Annotated in this window: 15 protein-coding genes; 3 read left to right on the plus strand and 12 right to left on the minus strand. The window is 42.4% G+C overall.

What is annotated here, in order from left to right:
* Positions 1 to 212 precede the first annotated feature (212 nt).
* Both ACFSJE_RS09225 and uvrC read right to left on the minus strand, forming a co-directional pair.
* Positions 213 to 2,486: a patatin-like phospholipase family protein gene (locus ACFSJE_RS09225; protein ID WP_379830701.1), complete on the minus strand. Its 2,274-nt coding sequence runs from the start codon at positions 2,484 to 2,486 to the stop codon at positions 213 to 215.
* 4 nt (positions 2,487 to 2,490) lie between these two features.
* Positions 2,491 to 4,278, minus strand: coding sequence for an excinuclease ABC subunit UvrC (gene uvrC, locus ACFSJE_RS09230; RefSeq protein WP_379830702.1), 1,788 nt, complete (start codon positions 4,276 to 4,278; stop codon positions 2,491 to 2,493).
* 474 nt (positions 4,279 to 4,752) lie between these two features.
* On the opposite strand from uvrC, the gene ACFSJE_RS09235 reads away from it, so the two are divergent.
* On the plus strand, positions 4,753 to 5,316 hold the full coding sequence (locus ACFSJE_RS09235; protein WP_379830703.1) for a 5-formyltetrahydrofolate cyclo-ligase: 564 nt from the start codon (positions 4,753 to 4,755) through the stop codon (positions 5,314 to 5,316).
* Here ACFSJE_RS09235 and ACFSJE_RS09240 read toward each other — a convergent pair.
* The 4 genes from ACFSJE_RS09240 to ileS are packed head-to-tail and all read right to left on the minus strand — an operon-like array spanning position 5,304 to position 10,424.
* On the minus strand, positions 5,304 to 5,954 hold the full coding sequence (locus ACFSJE_RS09240) for a lipoprotein signal peptidase (protein WP_379830704.1): 651 nt from the start codon (positions 5,952 to 5,954) through the stop codon (positions 5,304 to 5,306). The two genes, ACFSJE_RS09235 and ACFSJE_RS09240, sit on opposite strands and share 13 nt — an antisense overlap.
* A gap of 32 nt (positions 5,955 to 5,986) precedes the next feature.
* Entirely contained in the window at positions 5,987 to 6,607 is a 621-nt protein-coding gene (locus tag ACFSJE_RS09245) for a DUF4097 family beta strand repeat-containing protein (RefSeq protein WP_379830705.1), read from the minus strand.
* A 28-nt stretch (positions 6,608 to 6,635) separates the two neighbouring features.
* Positions 6,636 to 7,019 carry a TraR/DksA family transcriptional regulator gene (locus ACFSJE_RS09250; RefSeq protein WP_379830706.1) on the minus strand — a complete coding sequence of 128 codons (384 nt, stop codon included), beginning with the start codon at positions 7,017 to 7,019 and terminating at the stop codon, positions 6,636 to 6,638.
* 3 nt (positions 7,020 to 7,022) lie between these two features.
* Positions 7,023 to 10,424: an isoleucine--tRNA ligase gene (ileS, locus tag ACFSJE_RS09255; RefSeq protein ID WP_379830707.1), complete on the minus strand. Its 3,402-nt coding sequence runs from the start codon at positions 10,422 to 10,424 to the stop codon at positions 7,023 to 7,025.
* 183 nt (positions 10,425 to 10,607) lie between these two features.
* On the opposite strand from ileS, the gene ACFSJE_RS09260 reads away from it, so the two are divergent.
* Positions 10,608 to 10,916 carry a hypothetical protein gene (locus tag ACFSJE_RS09260; RefSeq protein WP_379830708.1) on the plus strand — a complete coding sequence of 103 codons (309 nt, stop codon included), beginning with the start codon at positions 10,608 to 10,610 and terminating at the stop codon, positions 10,914 to 10,916.
* 55 nt (positions 10,917 to 10,971) lie between these two features.
* Here the strand turns inward: ACFSJE_RS09260 and ACFSJE_RS09265 are convergent, their stop codons facing one another.
* The 4 genes from ACFSJE_RS09265 to ACFSJE_RS09280 form a co-directional block, all read right to left on the minus strand.
* The gene (locus ACFSJE_RS09265) at positions 10,972 to 13,392 is read right to left on the minus strand and encodes a TonB-dependent receptor (RefSeq protein ID WP_379830709.1); all 2,421 of its coding nucleotides are present in this window, start codon (positions 13,390 to 13,392) and stop codon (positions 10,972 to 10,974) included.
* Between the two features lies 1 nt (position 13,393).
* The gene (gene recO, locus ACFSJE_RS09270; protein ID WP_379830710.1) at positions 13,394 to 14,113 is read right to left on the minus strand and encodes a DNA repair protein RecO; all 720 of its coding nucleotides are present in this window, start codon (positions 14,111 to 14,113) and stop codon (positions 13,394 to 13,396) included.
* Between the two features lie 91 nt (positions 14,114 to 14,204).
* On the minus strand, positions 14,205 to 15,548 hold the full coding sequence (gene gdhA / locus ACFSJE_RS09275; RefSeq protein ID WP_379830711.1) for an NADP-specific glutamate dehydrogenase: 1,344 nt from the start codon (positions 15,546 to 15,548) through the stop codon (positions 14,205 to 14,207).
* Positions 15,549 to 15,676: 128 nt separating this feature from the next.
* Positions 15,677 to 16,831, minus strand: a complete 1,155-nt coding sequence (locus ACFSJE_RS09280; protein ID WP_379830712.1) for a cystathionine gamma-synthase — start codon at positions 16,829 to 16,831, stop codon at positions 15,677 to 15,679.
* An 85-nt stretch (positions 16,832 to 16,916) separates the two neighbouring features.
* On the opposite strand from ACFSJE_RS09280, the gene ACFSJE_RS09285 reads away from it, so the two are divergent.
* Positions 16,917 to 17,657 carry a DUF3298 and DUF4163 domain-containing protein gene (locus tag ACFSJE_RS09285; protein WP_379830713.1) on the plus strand — a complete coding sequence of 247 codons (741 nt, stop codon included), beginning with the start codon at positions 16,917 to 16,919 and terminating at the stop codon, positions 17,655 to 17,657.
* Between the two features lie 17 nt (positions 17,658 to 17,674).
* On the opposite strand, the gene ACFSJE_RS09290 is transcribed toward ACFSJE_RS09285, so the two are convergent.
* Positions 17,675 to 18,226, minus strand: a complete 552-nt coding sequence (locus tag ACFSJE_RS09290; protein WP_379830714.1) for a conjugal transfer protein TraO — start codon at positions 18,224 to 18,226, stop codon at positions 17,675 to 17,677.
* A 123-nt stretch (positions 18,227 to 18,349) separates the two neighbouring features.
* Positions 18,350 to 18,823: a DinB family protein gene (locus ACFSJE_RS09295; RefSeq protein ID WP_379830715.1), complete on the minus strand. Its 474-nt coding sequence runs from the start codon at positions 18,821 to 18,823 to the stop codon at positions 18,350 to 18,352.
* Positions 18,824 to 19,004: the final 181 nt, after the last annotated feature.

The raw sequence follows: 19,004 nt of genomic DNA on the forward strand, positions 1-19,004 counted from the left end.
CCTAAATAACCAACCAAACTTTAAATTATGAAAAACCAATACTTAAAGTTATAAGGGAACCACCCCTTATGTGATGTAAAGATACATTAAGGCCTTGTAGGAAAATAAGTTTTTAACGGACTTTAACTTAACTTACCCCAGATTGATGGTTTCTTGGGTATTTTTTGGCAATTTCTTAAGAAAAACTGGGGCTTTGATGAATTTTCCGTTACCTAGAACCAATAGCCAATACTGAAGAAAATACTGTCATTTTTTATCTCGGGGCTCCATGAATAATAAATCTGTATCGGGCCAATTATGGACTCAAAACCATAGCCTAAACCAAACCCTGAATAGGTGGGCTCTGAAAACCAATCCCCGGTCCTAAAAAGGTCGTCATCCACATTGGCGAAATTGGCCGATAAAAGCAGGTGATGATTCTTTGGGGCAAACCGATAATCCAACCTTCCATATGCTTTTACAAAGCTGTTCCCAGGGATACTTAAAAAATCATACCCAAAGAATGGAACAAAATTGTTCACAAAGTCATTTCCAAAACCACCCAGCACAAAATCAAAAGAGGTTACCCCAGAAGTTCCCAATTTAACACCTCCATCTGCTTCAACATTTAAACTTAGGTTATGAAATATGGGAATGACCGTACCCAACTTCGCCTTACCCACTGAAAATTCCTTGAAGTTTTCATTGAAATCAGAAGAAAACAAATACAAATGGAAGTCACTGTCAAAAAGGAGTCCCTTGGTGGGAAAATATTTATCATCATAGGTGTCCAAGGTAATTTTACCAAAAGTGCTGAAGTAGTTGGAATTTTCAAAGTAGGTCCGTTCTGGTGGACTGGCCAATGATTCTTCTGCAACCTCACCTTCCAACTGGTTCAGGGTTCGGGTACTGTAGCGCAAAAGCTTGTGTTCTGCCCCAAGGGTAAATGCAAATTCTTCTTGCAAGACGGTCTGTAGGTAAATTTGATTGGTCAAATCGGTGACATCCAAATTGATTTGACGAATATTGGGATCGTTGGGGACATTAAAGTTGGACCGAATCAGCCCAAAGTCAATTTCTTCATTGAAATCCGTGAATCTGGAATTTACGCCAAAACTCCAGTAATATCCCTTATCCAAATAATATTGCATGTTGTACCGCAAATGATCTCCTAAAATGAAGTCAAATGAACCCACATCATCCTTCATAAAAAGATTCTTCTTGGTGAGATTGATAAGGGCCGCACTTTTGTAAAGGTCATCATAGTGGGCAGAAAGTTTCAGGAACATTTTGGTGGGGTTTTCCTTAAGCTTTAAAACCAAGTCCGTTCCCAGCCCATTTGAATTCAGCTCGTACCGAATGGCCTTGAAGTTACCCGTGGCCGAGAGGTTGTTCATTCCCTGTTTTAAGTCGTCAAAAGAAATCTGTTCCGCCAAATTGAACCTTAGTTTTCCCTTGATGTAGCCCCGGGTATATTGATCATTTCCCGTTATGATCATCCTATTGATCGTAAGGCTGTCCATTGGCTGGACCCGCTTTTTTCGGGGAGGCACGTTTCGTTGTCTTTGGGCCAAGGCCAAGAGTTCAGGTTCCTTTATCCGGGCCGCTTCCTCCCCACTTTTCACAATAGCCGTACTTCTACCGAAATCAATTACGGAAAAGTCATCAATCTCGGGGCGAATGTAGATATCTGTTCCTTCGGACTTTTTCTTCATATCATTGACAGTCCTGTAATTATTGATTTGCAGTAAAATTTCAGTTGCAGACATCAATGATTCCCGTGTAGAGAGATTGTGCTGCACATCCACACCAATGATAAAGTCGGCCCCGGTATCTTTAATTTTATCGATGGGGTAGTTGTTCACCACACCACCATCAATCAAAATATCCCCATCTATCTCGGAAGGCTCGAACAATGACGGAAATGTTCCACTCGCCATGATGGCTTCAGGCAAATACCCATGATCCAACAGCACCTCTTCGCCCGTCTCAACATTGGTGGCCATACACAGAAACGGAATGGGCAGTTTTCTAAAATCGTGAACGTCCTTTACATGATAGAGCAATCGAACCAATTCATTATAAATATTCTGCCCTCCTGAAATGGCCTGCGGAAACGAAATACTGAAATTGGTGAAGGGCAGGGCTAAGGCGTATCGTTCCGAATCTTCCTTCTCATAAAAGGTTTTAGCGCCTCTGGGCACATTATCCTGAATGAGTTTGGTGAAATCGGTCACCCTAAAAATGGAATCCAGTTCGCTGGCCGAATAGCCAGACGCATATAACGCCCCGACAATGGCCCCCATGCTAGTGCCTCCAATGTAATCGATTTTAACCCCTGCTTCCTCTATTACCTTAAGTGCGCCGATATGGGCCAGTCCTTTGGCTCCTCCTCCACTGAGCACCAGCCCCACCTTTGGTGGAGTATCATTTTCCGAAGTTTGGGCCATCCCCAAAACTCCTGAAAAAATGATGGCTATCGCTAAAGAAATATATTTTATACCCATATCGTCAGTGAAAGGATTTATAGATTTTTTTTGCCTTTGCCATTCCCACAGATTCGGCCAAACTTTCAATGGAAGCCTCCTTTATCCGTTTGACGGATTTAAAGCTCTTTAATAACTGTTCAGCGGTTTTTTCGCCAATGCCTTCTATCCGTTCCAATTCTGAACCAATGGCCCCCTTACTCCGCTTGTTCCGATGGTGCGTGATCCCAAAACGGTGGGCTTCATTCCGCAACTGTTGAATGATTTTTAAGGTTTCGGACCTTTTATCTAAATATAAAGGAACGGAATCTCCCGGAAAATAAATCTCCTCCAACCGTTTGGCAATGCCAATAATGGCAATCTTGCCCCGAAGTCCCAACAATTCCAAACTTTTCAATGCGGAAGACAATTGGCCCTTGCCCCCATCAATCACGATAAGCTGTGGCAGGGGTTCTTCCTCATTGAGCAATCGTTTGTATCGCCGGAACACCACTTCTTCCATACTTGCAAAGTCATCTGGCCCCTCAACAGTTTTTATATTGAAATGCCGATAGTCCTTTTTGGATGGCTTTCCATTCTTAAAGACAACACATGCGGCCACAGGGTTGCTTCCTTGAATGTTGGAATTATCAAAACATTCAATATGGGTAGGCTCAACGGATAGTCGTAAATCCGCTTTCATCTGGGCCATGATCCTTTTGGTATGCCTGTCCGGGTCAACGATTTTGATTTGCTTCAATCTATCCTGACGGTAAAACCGGGCATTGCGTTCAGAAAGTTCCAAAATCCTGCGTTTATCTCCCAATTTGGGCAAGGTTACTTTTAAGGATTCCTCCACCTCAACAGGAAAGGGCAAATAAATTTCCCTGGATTGCGAATTGAATCGCTGTCGTATCTCGGTAATGGCCAACTGAAGCAACTCTTCATCCGTTTCCTCCAGTTTTTTCTTGATTTCAAGGGTGTGTGACCGAACAATGGAGCCATGTGAAAGTTGCAAAAAGTTGATATAGCCATGGGTTTCATCGGACACAATGCTGAACACATCCACATTGTTTATTTTTGGATTGACCACCGTGGACTTGGCTTGATAGTTTTCCAAAACATCAATTTTATCCTTGATGCGCTGGGCTTTTTCAAACTCCATTTTTTCCGCAAACACGTTCATCTGCTGTTTAAAGGTCTGCAACGAGCTTCGTAGGTTCCCTTTTATGATTTGCCGAATGTCCTCAATCTGTCCGTGATATTCGGCCTCCGTCTGTAATCCCTCGCAAGGTCCCAAGCAATTGCCCAAATGGTATTCCAAGCATACCTTATATTTACCTGCTTCAATTTTTTCCTCCGAGAGGTCATAATTGCAGGTTCGTAAAGGGTACAGGCTTTTTACCAGATCTAGCAAGGTTCTTACCGTTTTCATGCTGGTGTAGGGGCCAAAGTACTCCGATCCGTCCTTGATCAATTTTCGGGTTGGAAAAATTCTGGGAAAGCGTTCGTTTTTGATGCAAATCCAAGGATACGATTTATCATCCTTGAGCATTACGTTGTATCTGGGCTGTAGTTTTTTGATCAGGTTGTTTTCCAACAACAGTGCATCGGATTCGGTGGGCACCACAATATGCTTGATACTGCGTATTTTTTTAACCAAAACCCGGGTCTTACCGTACTCTTGCTTTTTGTTGAAATACGAAGAGACCCTCTTTTTTAGGTTCTTAGCTTTGCCCACATATAGGATTTTTCCATCCGAATCGTAAAATTGATATACTCCCGGTCCGTTGGGAAGCACACTTATTTGAACATTGATGGATGGGTCGGACATAAACGGTTAAGGAGATTTTCTTAATCTACTTTTAACAAAGTTATATTTTAATTGTAGTGTATCCTGTTAAACTTGACGCTTTCTTAGTTTGACTTTACCAGTGGCGTATTCTTCTGTACAGATTCTACATACCTAAAAGATTGTCAAGTATTTGGATAAGTTCGCAAACTGTGGTTTTTCCCTAAAAAAAGTATGGAAAACCTCCAATCCGACTCTTAGAACGAGTCTAAATTGTTAAACAATTGATAAAAATCATGCATTTCATCGATTAAAAGTGCATTTCGTGGTGATTTTTAAAATTGTTTTACTTACATTTAACGGTATAAATACAATTCTATGGAAAACTATGTTATCGTTTTGGGAATGTATTTGATTTTGATGCTTTTCTTCAAAATCTTCTTCTCGGTATCAACACGAGGAGAGTAGTACGTTTTTGCCCCAAAACACACCCCGAAATCTTCAGCATTCACCTAGATGTTGAAACATGAACTAAGAAAAAAATACAAAAATCTGAGAACGAACTTTACAGCTTCGCAAATTTCAGATTTGAGTATGGATCTAGCAAATCATGCACTACAAATCCCTGTTTGGGATTTTTTTTATTTCCATATCTTTTTGAGCATCGAAGAAATAAACGAAATCGATACACTTCCGCTCATTACACTTCTCCAAGGAAAGGACAAAAACGTTGTGATTCCAAAAACGCAAGGAGCAAACACCTTGGAAAACTATCTGTTAACCGATAGTACACCCATCAAAAAAAATAAATGGGGCATTCCCGAACCCGTAGATGGAATTTTAATTCCTGAAAACAAAATTGACGTGGTTTTTGTTCCTCTTTTGGCTTTTGATCTCAAAGGACATCGCGTTGGTTACGGAAAGGGATATTATGATACCTTTTTGAGCAATTGCAGGGAAGAAACCGTTAAAGTTGGACTTTCGTTATTTGGACCAGAAGAGAATGCCATCACCGATGTCCATGAAAATGATGTGCAGTTGGATTACTGCATTACTCCTGGAAAGACTTATACGTTTTGATCCACAACTTCTTGAGGTTGCTCTGATTTTTTAGGGAAAGCCTTTTTGTTGAAGACAATCAATATACCAACCCCAGTACTAATTGCGGTGTCCGCAATATTGAAAACAGGCTCAAAAAAGCGGAATCGTTGTCCACCCACCGAAGGGACCCAATCAGGCCATGTTGTATCAATCAATGGAAAATAGAGCATGTCCACCACCTTACCGTGAAATAAGCTACCATACGGTTCACTGGCAAATAGGGTTGCTACTTGTCCATTGCTATGGTCAAAAATAATTCCGTAAAAAACGGAGTCGATGATGTTCCCCAAAGCTCCTGCAAAAATGAGGGATACCGCCAAAATCAAGGTTCGGGGCGATTGTTTCTTTACAATGTCCCAAAGCCAGTAGCCAATACCGAACACGGCAAAAATCCGGAAAACCGTTAAAACAAGTTTTCCAACTGATTCAGAAATAGGCAGAAGGTCGCTCAACTTGGTTCCCCAGGCAGCTCCTTCATTTTCAATAAAAAGAATCTTAAACCATCCAAATACACTATTTGATTCTCCCAAAATAAAATGGGTCTTAATGTAGACCTTGCTTATTTGGTCAACAAGGAGGATCAATACGATGATTATGAGGGATTTCTTTAGATTCATGCCGTTAAAAAGTGGTTGCAAAAATAGGGATATTATTTAGTTTTCCTAAGGTGGATGTTTCCTTCCACAGTCTTCAGGGTATATTGGTTTTGTCCAGTTGGGATTTGGGCCTTTTCCACATGCCCGTATGCGCTTTCCGCTAGAATGTTTCCGCTATCGGTCCGTAACCAAATGTCTCCTTTTTGGGTAGTGACTTCCACCGTTTCGGAAACATTGTTCAAGGCACATCTACCATCGGAAAGTGTTACATCCAAACTTTGGTATTTGCCTTCCACCTCAACATTGCTGTTGGTTCCAAATACAGTTACTTCCTTGTATTGGGGCACAGTAATATGCAATGCAATGGAAACCACTTTATGGGCACTTAGCTTGTCATTGGGGTTAATGAAGTTAGGATGGAAACCTGCGCTTATGCGAACCGTTGTTCCTTTTTCTTCAATGGAAACCAGCAAATCCTTGGCGTATTCGCCTTCAATGCTTGCCTCAACCTGAACTTCCTTGGTCTTGGCGGTTTGGAGGTCAATCTGGTAGCAATTCTGGGCATCTATTTGAATGGATTGGGTTCGGGGACCGATAAATGCCTTCTTTACCAGTTTTTGTCCCTGTACCTGCACAAGAAATAAAAGTCCAACTAAAACGAACAGTGGTCTCATAAACAAAAAACGCCCTGAGGCGTTTTTATTATTTCTGCATGTTCTTGGCCTCAATGCTCAATGTGGCATGGGGTACCAACTTCAAACGCTCTTTGTTGATGAGCTTACCGGTAACACGGCAGATGCCGTATGTTTTATTTTCAATTCGCAAAAGCGCGCTCTTAAGGTCACGAATAAATTTCTCCTGACGGATGGCCAATTGTGTGTTGGCTTCCTTGCTCATGGTCTCGGAACCTTCCTCAAAAGCCTTAAAAGTCGGCGAAGTGTCGTCCGTACCATTGTTGCCATCATTCATGTAAGAACTTTTTAAAAGTTCCAAATGTTGTTTGGCCTTATCCATTTTTTCCTCAATCAAGGCCCTAAACTCGTCAAGGTCCTTATCTGAGTATCTTACTTTAAGTTCTTCTGCCATTTTCTAATGCTTTTGTATAAACAATTTTGTATTTACTTCATCAAAGGCAATTGCAATACCTTCATCTAGTTTCTCTTCGAAATTAAGCTCAGCGGTCAAGGTCTCCGTTTTTATGTAATCCTCATTACTGGACACCGCGCTTTCCACCAAACCGTCCTTCAATATTTTTATGTCAATCTTGTCGGTCACTTCAAATCCAGACTCCTTGCGGATATTTTGGATTCGGTTCACCAATTCTCTGGCGATACCTTCCTTTTTCAAGGTTTCATCAATGGTTACATCGAGTGCAACGGTCAAAGGTCCAGAGCTTGCAACCAACCAGCCCTCAATGTCTTGGGAACTGATGTCTACATCGGTTAACTGTAAATTAACGCTTTTATTTTCCAATTGAAGCATTAATTCACCTTCTCTTTCTATTTTTTGAATATCATCTTGCCCCAACTGACTTACTGCGCCAGCAATAGCCTTCATATCCTTACCAAATTTCGGGCCTAACACCTTAAAATTCGGTTTTATTTGCTTTACCAAGATACCTGAAGCGTCATCCAAAATCTCAATTTCCTTGACATTTACTTCGGATTTTATCAGACCTGATACAGCCTCAATATCCTGATGCTGTTCCTGGTCCAAAACAGGAATCATGATTTTTTGAAGGGGTTGGCGCACCTTTATTTTTTCCTTTTGACGGATGGACAATACCAAAGATGAAATCTTCTGTGCCAATTGCATTTTTCGTTCCAGTTTTTGGTTCACCATCGAAGCATCAAACACAGGGAATTCTGCCAAATGCACACTCTCAAAACCTTCTTTTTGGGTCGTTGCATTCAAATCCAAATACAAGCGGTCCATAAAGAAAGGAGCAACGGGCGCCGATAATTTGGCCACTGTATTCAAACACATGTACAAGGTTTGGTACGCGGATATTTTATCTTGTTGGTAATCGCCTTTCCAGAAACGTCTTCTGCTCAAACGAACATACCAATTACTCAAATTTTCTTGGACAAAATCCGAAATCATTCGGGTGGCACGTGTAGCCTCATAATCGGCATAAGCCTCGTCCACATTTTTAATGAGTGTATGCAACTCGGACAAAATCCATTGGTCAATTTCGGGTCTATCCTTTAAAGGAACATCGGCTTCGGAATAATCAAAAGCATCGATGTTGGCATAAAGCGCCATAAAGGAATAGGTGTTGTAAAGTGTTCCGAAGAACTTTCGCTTTACCTCAACAATCCCATCAATATCAAATTTTAGGTTGTCCCAAGGGTTGGCGTTGGAAATCATGTACCAACGTGTGGCATCAGGGCCATGTTCTGGCAATACCTCAAAGGGATCCACGGCATTGCCCAGACGTTTGGACATTTTCTTACCTTCCTTGTCCAAAACCAATCCATTGGAAACCACATTCTTGTAGGCAATCGTGTCAAAAACCATGGTGGCAATGGCGTGAAGCGTATAGAACCAACCCCGGGTCTGGTCCACACCTTCGGCGATAAAGTTGGCCGGAAAAGCAATACCTTCATCAATCAACTCCTTGTTTTCGAAAGGATAGTGCCATTGCGCATAGGGCATGGAACCACTATCAAACCAAACATCAATAAGGTCAGCTTCGCGTTTCATGGGCTGCCCAGATGGGGAAACTAAGGTTATCCCGTCCACAATGTTTTTATGCAGGTCGATTTTATCGTAATTCGCCTCACTCATGTCTCCCGACACAAAATCAGCAAACACATCTTTTTCCAAAACTCCAGCCTCCACGGCTTTGGCCATTTCGGATTTCAACTCTTCCACAGAACCGATGATCATTTCCTCTTTCCCATCTTCTGTGCGCCAAATGGGCAATGGTATCCCCCAATAACGAGATCGGGAAAGGTTCCAATCGTTCGCATTGGCCAGCCAGTTTCCAAATCGACCTTCTCCGGTAGCTTTTGGTTTCCAGTTGATGGTCTGGTTCAACGCAAACATGCGGTCCTTGACATCTGTTACCTTGATGAACCACGAGTTCAACGGATAGTATAAAATAGGTTTGTCCGTACGCCAGCAATTAGGGTAACTATGAACATATTTTTCAACCTTAAAGGCTTTGTTCTCTTCTTTTAGTTTGATGGCAATTTCAACATCAACCGACTTCTCGGGAGCTTCACCGTCCTCATAGTATTCGTTCTTGACGTACTTGCCGGCATACTCCTTCAACTCAGGTCGAAATCGTCCCTGAAGGTCCACCAAAGGAACAGGATTGTTATTTTCATCCAACACCAACATGGGCGGAACTTCCGGCGTAGCCTGTTTGGCGGCCAAAGCATCATCCGCACCAAAGGTGGGCGCCGTATGTACGATACCGGTACCATCTTCCGTGGTCACAAAATCTCCAGAAATCACTCGAAAGGCATTCTCTGGATTTTGGTACGGTTGCACGTAGTCTATCAACTGCTCGTACTGGATACCAACCAAATCTTTCCCCGCAAAACTTTCTCCGACCCAATACGGAATCTTTTTATCGCCTTCGCTAAAATTGGCCAGTTCTTCTTCGGTCTCCACTTTGGAGAACTTTCCTGAAAAATTATAATTCACCAAGTTTTTCGCCAAAACAACAGTGATTGGCTCAAAGGTGTATTGGTTGAAGGTTTTTACCAACGCATATTCAATTTTGGGCCCTACGGTCAATGCGGTGTTCGAAGGCAATGTCCAAGGTGTTGTCGTCCAGGCCAAGAAGTAGATATCGCCCTCTACATTTTTTAGAAAATCGGGAAGGGTTTCTTTCTTCGCTTTAAACTGGGCGGTAACCGTGGTATCGGTTACATCTTGATAGGTCCCTGGTTGGTTCAACTCGTGTGAACTCAATCCCGTACCCGCCTTGGGCGAATAGGGCTGAATGGTGTACCCTTTGTACAGCAGGCCTTTATCGTAAATCTGCTTCAACAACCACCAAACCGATTCCATATACTTGGGTTTATAGGTGATATAGGGGTCATCCATATCTACCCAGTACCCTATTTTTTCGGTCATTTCGTTCCAAACGTCCGTGTAGCGCATCACCGCTTTTTTACAGGCCGCGTTGTATTCTTCAACCGATATTTTCTTGCCAATATCCTCTTTGGTAATACCTAATTCTTTCTCTACACCAATCTCAATCGGTAGTCCGTGGGTATCCCAACCCGCTTTTCGTTTTACCTGATAACCCTTCATGGTCTTATACCTTGGGAAGATATCCTTAATGGTACGGGCCATTACGTGGTGAATTCCGGGCATTCCATTTGCAGAAGGTGGACCTTCGTAGAAGACATAGCTCTCCTTGCCCTCCCTAGTGGAAACACTCTTTTCAAAAATCTGTTTGTCCTTCCAAAAGTTTAGAACTTCTTCTGACACCTTTGGCAAATCCAATCCCTTATATTCTGCAAACTTCATAAATACTGCTACTTCTTCTCGAATTCCAAGTTTGCAAAATTATAAATTTAGATCGAATTACACCCCCCTCTTTTGGGTATTAGGATTTCCTTAATAGCCTTAACCTAAATATGATATGTGCCACATAACCCTTTACGTTAAATTGACTATCTTCAATCTTCACTAACACTAAACCATTTAAGTATGAAAAAAGTTGTAATAGCTGCACTGGCACTGTCGTTGTCGATGTCTGTTATGACCTCCTGTAAAGAGGCTGCAGATAAGGCAAAAGAAGCTTCTGAAGAGGCCAGTGAAACCCTTGAGGAGGCGGGCAAAGATTTAAAAGAAGCCACAAATGATGCTGTTGACGCCGTTAAAAAAGCTGGCGATGAGGCCATAGAAATGGGTGAAAAAGCCGCCGACAGCATTAAAAAGGCTGGTGAAGAGGCTATGGAAAAAGTCAAAGAGGTAGGCGAGGATGCCAAAAAAACCATGGATACCATGCAAATGTAGTCCAAGCAATATTTTAAAAAAGGGCATGGTGTTTTCCATGCCCTTTTTTTATTTTTTAGAAGACGTAACCCAATCCCAAAATTAGATTGGTTCCAGGCGCTACGATTCCCGATGAATACATTCGATACCGTTGGTTCGTCATGTTCTCCAATCCCACAGTTGCCTTTAAGGCATTGGAGATTTGATATTGCGATTTAAAATTTAAGGTATACCAAGAAGGGGAAAAGGGATTTCCGTTGGCATCAGTGGCATACATATAATCCTTGCTTTGTTCAGAAAGGGCAAGATCATCATTGCTTACCTCACCGTTGTAATTCACAAAAATATCAGCCTTCAATTTTTGATTCTGCCAAACCAAATGGGCGTCACCAAAGGTGGGAGCGGCATGGCGCGCCGGGCTATCGGTTCCATCATCGTCTTCTTCCGTGCCTTCGGTAATGGTTAGATTGGACGCAAATGACCAGTGTTCATCAAAAAAGGCCTGCATCCCAAATTCAAAACCATAGACATAGGCCCTAGCCGCATTCTGAATGGCCTGCACATTGCTCGGTTCTCCATTGTACTCAATTTCGGTTTGACCATTGAAGGTGAAATCCCTTCGTACCAAAGCATCCACCAAATAGGTATAGAATGCAGCGCCTCGTAAAACCAGTCGGTCACTAAAGTTTTTTTGGATTCCCAATTCTCCGTTATAAGCATACTCGGGTTCTAAATCTGGATTGGGAACCACTACAGAGCCAGGCTCGGAATCAAATATTTTTCCAATATCATCAATGTTCGGTGCTCTGAAACCGGTGGAGCCGTTCAAGGTGATCTGTAAATCTTCACGTGGAAGCCAACTGAATCCTAAACTTCCTGTGAGTGCTCCGGTTACAATATCGGCCTCATCAAACGGAAAGGGATAAAAAGTGTTCTCAAACTCGGCATCTACCCAAACCTGACTGTATCGAACTCCTGATAGCAAAGTGAAATTGGGTTCAATCTGATATTCCCCATTGATGTAACCGGCAAACGTTTGCCAAGTGGACCCGTCTGGATAACGAGATGCGGTACGTTCCACTTCATTGGTCTCAATATTTCGTTGGCTGCCTGTAGAACCTACTTTATTGAACACATACTCGGCACCATAATATAAATGGAGATCACCGAGTTTCTTGTTCTCAAAATCCAAGTTCAAGGAAAGAGCATCCACTTTTTCTTTGGTAGAAAAGAGTTCCACATCCTCAAACCCGCGGTCATGGCGACTTTCTTCAAAAAATTGGTAGGCCGTGGTCAGCTTTACCCGATCATAGAATTTGTTGTTCCCCTTTTTGGTGATTTGAAAATTCCCCATAACCCACTTTTGAGGGCCATAATACCATTCCGCTGACCGAAGACCCAAACCATCCCGGGAAGGACGAATCAATCGGTCGTATCTGGAATAATCCGAAGTCTCTGAGTAATAAAGACCCAAATTATAGTTCCAGGTATCATTGGGTCGATATGCAAATTTTTGCAAAAAGTTGAGTTGGTCATACCCCGTTGTGACCTGCTTTTTAGGGTCATCATTTGGCACCAAAACATCCATTCCATTTTGTTGGATGACGTAATTGTTTCGGAGGTACGATTCCGGACCGTGCTCCCCCATCTTTAGATCACCAAAATTATTATAGGTAAAACTGGTGTAGGAAGCCCATTTTTGTTTCCCAAAATTGAATTCAACATGACTGGTACTTTCATTGTTGGCCGAAGCAAATCTATAATCGGCCTTGCCCGAAAACGCCAAACTATCGGCAAATGAAAAATGGGGTTTTTGGGTGTAGAAATTCATCACCCCCCCAATGGCATCACTACCATAAATCACGGAACCGGGCCCGAAGATGATTTCGGTTTTGCTTACCGTAAAGGGGTCGATTGATATCACATTTTGAAGGTTTCCACCCCTAAAAATGGCATTGTTCATGCGAACACCATCCACGGAAAGCAACAGCCTATTGGTGGAAAAACCACGAATCATGGGGCTTCCCCCGCCCAATTGGCTTTTTTGCACAAAAACTTTTCCACTGTTTTGCAAAAGATCGGCCGAAGTTTGGGGTGCGGTAAAGGATATGCTTCGGGCATCGATAGTCTCAATTTTTTGGGGAACATTTTTCTTTTGTTGCTCCCATTTGGAAACAGATAGGACCACTTCTTCGAGCTCTTCGGAGCGTAAGTAAAGATAGACTCGATTTCCTTTTTTTGCTATCTGCGATTTTGTGGTGGCATAAATCTCATAACTGAGATGTTGGAATGTAATCCGTTCATTGGAATTGAAAATACCCAAATCGCTCTTTCCATTGGAATCGGTAACAGTAGTTTTGGATTTGTCCTTGTTGAAGATGGCCAAATTGGAAATGGGTATTCCTGAATCAGCATCCAAAACGGTTACTTCCTGGGCATAAAACGAAAAGGAAATTAGAAATAATAAAAAGGTTTTGGTTAAGGTTGGTTTAAACATGTTATTGAAAAACGGCATTTAATACGGCAAGGGACTTCGGTTCCCTGAATCCATGCACATGCAAACGGTAATACAGAATGACCATTTTTAAGAGTTCTCGCCTGTTAGACTTAGTTAGTTGTATCGCCTGTAATGCATCAAAATTCGTGCCTAAAAACCGCTTAAAATTTTCCAATAATTCGCCCTGAATCAATGGGTTGAGTGATGGGGTTTTGTTGAAACTACCTTCCTGAAGATCAAAAAAAGGCGAGTTTTGGAAAGAAGTGTCAGGATAGAAGCCTAAATACTTGGTAAGATTCAGTAAAAAAAGAAGATGAAAATTGGGATTTGCCGGATGCTCATCCAACCAAAGCAATGCATATTCCAAATAATTGAAAAGGCTTTCATCCTGCTCTTCTTCGTGGATGCTATTGCTCAACATTTCGGCCAAAAAAAGGACAATGCTGTTCTTAACAATATCGGTGTGCAACGTTCTATAGGGCATGGCCACCTTAACCTCGCGAAGGCTCTCCAAAGTACCTTTGTTTTTGTGGTTCGCAACGATTTCCAACTGCATCAATGGGAGAAAATAAGCCGGTTTCAGTTTTCCCTTTTTGGAACCCATTACCCCTTTCAGTAAATAGGATTTTAATCCATCCGAAGCCGTAAATGCCTTCACAATAAGGCTGGTGTCGCCATATTTTAAGGAAGAAAGTACTATGGCCTTGGTGGTTATTTGCATAGGGGTCAAAAAAAAGGCAGTTACTGAAAGGGTAAAAATAATCACTCCTTCCGGTAACTGCCAACCAAAAACTCAGGTTGATTATAGGAAATTAGATAACTCCTTGGGCCAACATGGCATCTGCAACCTTAACAAAACCAGCAATATTGGCTCCTTTGACGTAGTTGCAGTACCCATCATCCTCTTTTCCGTAAGCAATACAAGAATCGTGGATATCGGCCATAATACCTTTTAATCGTTCATCAACTTCTTCTCGGGTCCAGCTGATACGCAATGAGTTCTGCGACATCTCCAAACCTGAAGTGGCCACACCACCCGCATTGGATGCTTTTCCAGGAGCGAACAAAATCCGTGCATCATGGAACGCATGGATTGCTTCCGGGGTTGAGGGCATGTTGGCACCTTCGGCAACGGCAATACATCCATTCTTGATGAGCGCAGCCGCATCATCACCATTTAATTCGTTCTGTGTTGCACAGGGCAGCGCAATATCACAAGCTACTTTCCAAGGAGTTTCTCCCTTGTAGAAAGTCGCATTTTGATACTTGTTTGCGTATTCTGAAATTCTTCCTCTCTTGTTGTTCTTCAAGTCCATGACATAGGCCAATTTTTCAGGGTCGATGCCATCCTTGTCGTGGATATAACCAGCAGAATCGGAGAGGGTCAATACCTTTCCACCCAACTGCAACACTTTTTCTGCGGCATATTGGGCTACGTTTCCTGATCCGGAGATCACCACATTTTTGCCTTCAAAAGATTCATTTTTGGTCTTTAACATACTATCGGCAAAATACACTGTACCATAACCGGTAGCTTCAGGGCGAATCAATGAGCCTCCCCAAGAAAGACCTTTCCCGGTCAAAACACCGGTAAACTCGTTTCGGATTTTCTTGTACATTCCAAATAGGAAACCAATCTCACGGGCACCCACACCGATATCCCCCGCGGGAACGTCCGTATTTGGGCCAATGTGTCGGCACAATTCCGTCATAAAGGCATGGCAAAAGCGCATCACCTCATCATCGGATTTTCCTTTTGGGTCAAAATCGGAACCTCCTTTACCACCACCCATGGGAAGGGTAGTCAAACTATTTTTGAATACTTGCTCGAAGGCCAAGAATTTCAATACACTGGCATTTACTGTTGGATGGAACCGAAGTCCACCTTTGTATGGGCCGATGGCTGAGTTCATCTGGATGCGATACCCGCGGTTTACATGAATTTCACCATCATCATCTACCCAGGCCACACGGAACGAAATCAATCGCTCTGGCTCCACCATGCGCAAAAGGATATTTTTGCCATGGTAAATATCTTGACTTACGATGTATGGTATTACGGTTTCAGCAACTTCTTGAACCGCTTGGATGAATTCGGGTTCATGGCCATTTCTGGCTATGACCTCATCCATAAATGCTTTAATTTTATCTTCCATAGTACGGGTTGCTATTTGTTGTCCCTGCAACTTTAATTAGACGCAGTTTTATTGAATTTTGAATTTGACGGCAAAATTATGGTATTTACATAATTTAAATAGTCTTTTTTTAAAAATTTTTCAATTTGCTAACCTATGGCCTGCTCTAAGTCCGCGATTAAATCGGCAGCATCTTCGATTCCCACACTCAAACGAATCAAAGTGTTCACAATTCCGGTTTTTTCACGTTCTTCTTTGGGAATACTCGCATGGGTCATACTAGCCGGATGACCCGCTAAACTTTCCACGCCTCCCAAGGATTCGGCCAAGGTGAAAACTTCCAATTTTTCCACAATTTTTATCGCTTCTTCGTAACTGCTTCCTTTCGGCACAAAGGATATCATTCCACCAAAACCACTCATTTGACTTTTGGCGATATCGTGGTTTGGGTGCGATTCAAATCCGGGCCAATACACTTTTTCGATTTTGGGATGCTTGGCCAAATAATTGGCGACGGCTTCCCCGTTTTCGCAATGACGTTGCATGCGAACATGGAGCGTCTTGATTCCACGAAGGGTTAAAAAGCTATCCATGGGACCACACACAGCTCCACTGGCATTTTGAATGAAATAGAGTTTGTCTGCCAGTTCCTTATCCTTAACCACCAAAGCTCCCACTACAAGATCACTGTGACCTCCCAAATATTTGGTGGCGGAGTGCATTACAATGTCAGCTCCCAAGTCTAGCGGTCTTTGCAAATACGGAGTAGCAAATGTGTTGTCCACAGCCAGCAATACCCTATACTTTTTTGCCAAGGTTGATACCGCTTTGATGTCGATAATATTCATCATGGGATTGGTCGGCGTCTCTACCCAAATCAACTTGGTGTTGTTGTTGATGTGAGCTTCAATGGCATCCACATCTTGCATTCCCACAAAATGGAATTTGATCCCATATTTTTCAAAAATCCGTTTGAAGAGTCGGTAGCTACCACCATACAAATCGTTGGTGGAAACCACTTCATCCCCTGGCTCCAACAATTTGATAACCGCATCGATGGCAGATAACCCACTGGCAAAAGCGAGACCGTACGTTCCATTTTCAATACTTGCCAAGGCGTTCTCCAAAGCGGTTCGGGTAGGGTTGGCACTGCGGGAGTATTCAAATCCCTTATGTCCACCCGGAGTGGTCTGGGCGTAGGTGGAGGTTTGATAAATGGGCGGCATCACCGCACCATACGCCTCATCTGGGTGTTGCCCTCCGTGAATGGTTTTGCTATTGAATCGCAACTCTTTTTTGCTCATTTTCTTTTGATCTTCATACAAATGTATTGCTATCTTTCGGAGTTGTCAATGAAGTCTTATTTTTGGGAACCCTAAAACCTCATCCATGAAAAAGTGCCTCGGCCTACTTTTGATCCTCTGGATCCCTTTTGGTTGCGAAACCGAACACAAACTTACTTTTGAGCCCTTGAAATTACAGGGGGAGTCTTGTGCCAATTGCCCAGAAATTGAAATAACCCTTCCCAACGCCTTGGATGATTCCGGTGTGGCCACAGCTATAAACCGCAGTTTGCGGGAAGAGGTGATTGCCCTTCTTTCCTTTAGTGAAAATGAAGACATTGAAAATGTTGATCAGGCCATGGGCTCTTTCACGGAGAGCTACAAAGAGTTGAAGACCAAATTCCCAGATGAAATAGGGTGGGAAGCCAAAATCAATGGGGAGGTCATTTACGAGGACGCTCATTTAATCACCATTGTGGTCAACTCCTATACTTTTACCGGAGGAGCACATGGGTATGGTTCGACGAGTTATCTCAATTTTGACAAAGTGGAAGGCACTGAACTGGAAAATTGGGAGCTTTTTGATGATTTGGAAGGTTTTGAAACGTATGCTGAAAGTAAATTTAAGACCCAGGAAGATATTCCCCAAGAGGCCAACATCAATGCCACGGGTTTTATGTTTGAGGGTGATGCCTTTCATCTGCCCAACAATGTGGGATACACCCAAGATGGGGTGCAATTGATCTACAACCAGTATGAAGTGGCTTCCTATGCCGATGGACCTATCATTCTGACCCTCCCTTTTTCGGAAATAAATTCCTATTTAAAGTACAAGGTCGGTTCTTGAGTGTCCCAAAAGCAATTTCATTTCAAATAATACCGAATACCAACACCCAAAAGTAGTGTGGAATCGTTTAGGTCACTATTAAAATGATAAAAGCCATTTATAGGGACGAACAGAGAAAAGGCATCTGACAGAAAGAAGTCCATTTCTAAAGATGCATATCCGCCATAGATAAAACTACTTTCTGCACGAATGGCATCAAAAGCAAATTCGGTGTCACCTTTATTGATGTACTTGTACCCTGCCGAAGGCCCACCGCCAAAAAAGATAAAAAGTCCACGCTTCTTAGAAGTGAGTACTGTGGTAAAGTATCCTAGATTAAGTAGATAGTCATGATACGGAAACTCAACCCCTGAATTGGGTGTTTCTTTAGAAAAAGTGGCCACCAAGGAGGCTTGCAGATAATCCGTTTCACTACGGTAGTTGTTTAAAATCAGCTGTATTCCATAGCCATCCGTTTTATAGGTGGGAGCCACCCCAACCGAATAATTACTTCTTTGCGAATGGATTTGCTGAACGGTAACCAACCATAGGGTGCAGCAAACCCAATAGGTTAAATAGGTCTTTTTCATTTTGGTAAAGATTTGGACGAGACATTACTTGTTGTTTGTCTTGGGGTGCTGCGCAAACGACGTAACTCATTCTAAAGATACGCTAAATGAAAAAAAGAGCCTTATGGCTAGTTCTTGTTGTGCTTAATTATCCTTTGCCAAAGCTTTCTGAAGTCCACGGATAGCCCCTAAATGGATGCCCTCGTGGTAGGCACTAAAGGCAATGGCATCTTCGGCACTGGTCAAGGTTACGTTGACCGAGGTGGTAAGTTCTTTATAATTTTTGACGTTCAACCTGCCATGATCATAATCCAACTTTATGTGTTGCACGGTACTGAACAGATAGGCCGAAATCTTTTCCACTTCCTGTGCAGATGGTGATCCCTCCGGAAAAGTGCCCTTCCGATATTTATTGATCAATTCTTCTTCAATGGTATAATCAAGACCGCTTAAGCCGTATACCAATAATTGAGGAGTCACCACCACATGGGCAATGTTCCACCAAATATTGTTGCTGAATCCATCGGGAATTTTATAAAGGTCTTCTTTTGGGGTTTTCTGTAGTGTATCGTGCAGTATTTTTCTGTTCTTGAGAAGGATGTCGAAAATTTTCTCCATTATACCAATTTAAAAAATCATTTTACTTCCGATAAAACTAGGTCTAAAATTTTAAATCACCCTGTGCCCATTAAAGAAAAAGAACATTAAAAATGTTAAATACCCCTGCTTCACGTATGGATTTCCTCTAAAAAACAACTTTATCAAAAGCTGTTGAATTTGCACTTTCTTAATGGGATTT

Source organism: Flagellimonas iocasae, assembly GCF_042682725.1.
Lineage (GTDB): Bacteria > Bacteroidota > Bacteroidia > Flavobacteriales > Flavobacteriaceae > Flagellimonas > Flagellimonas iocasae.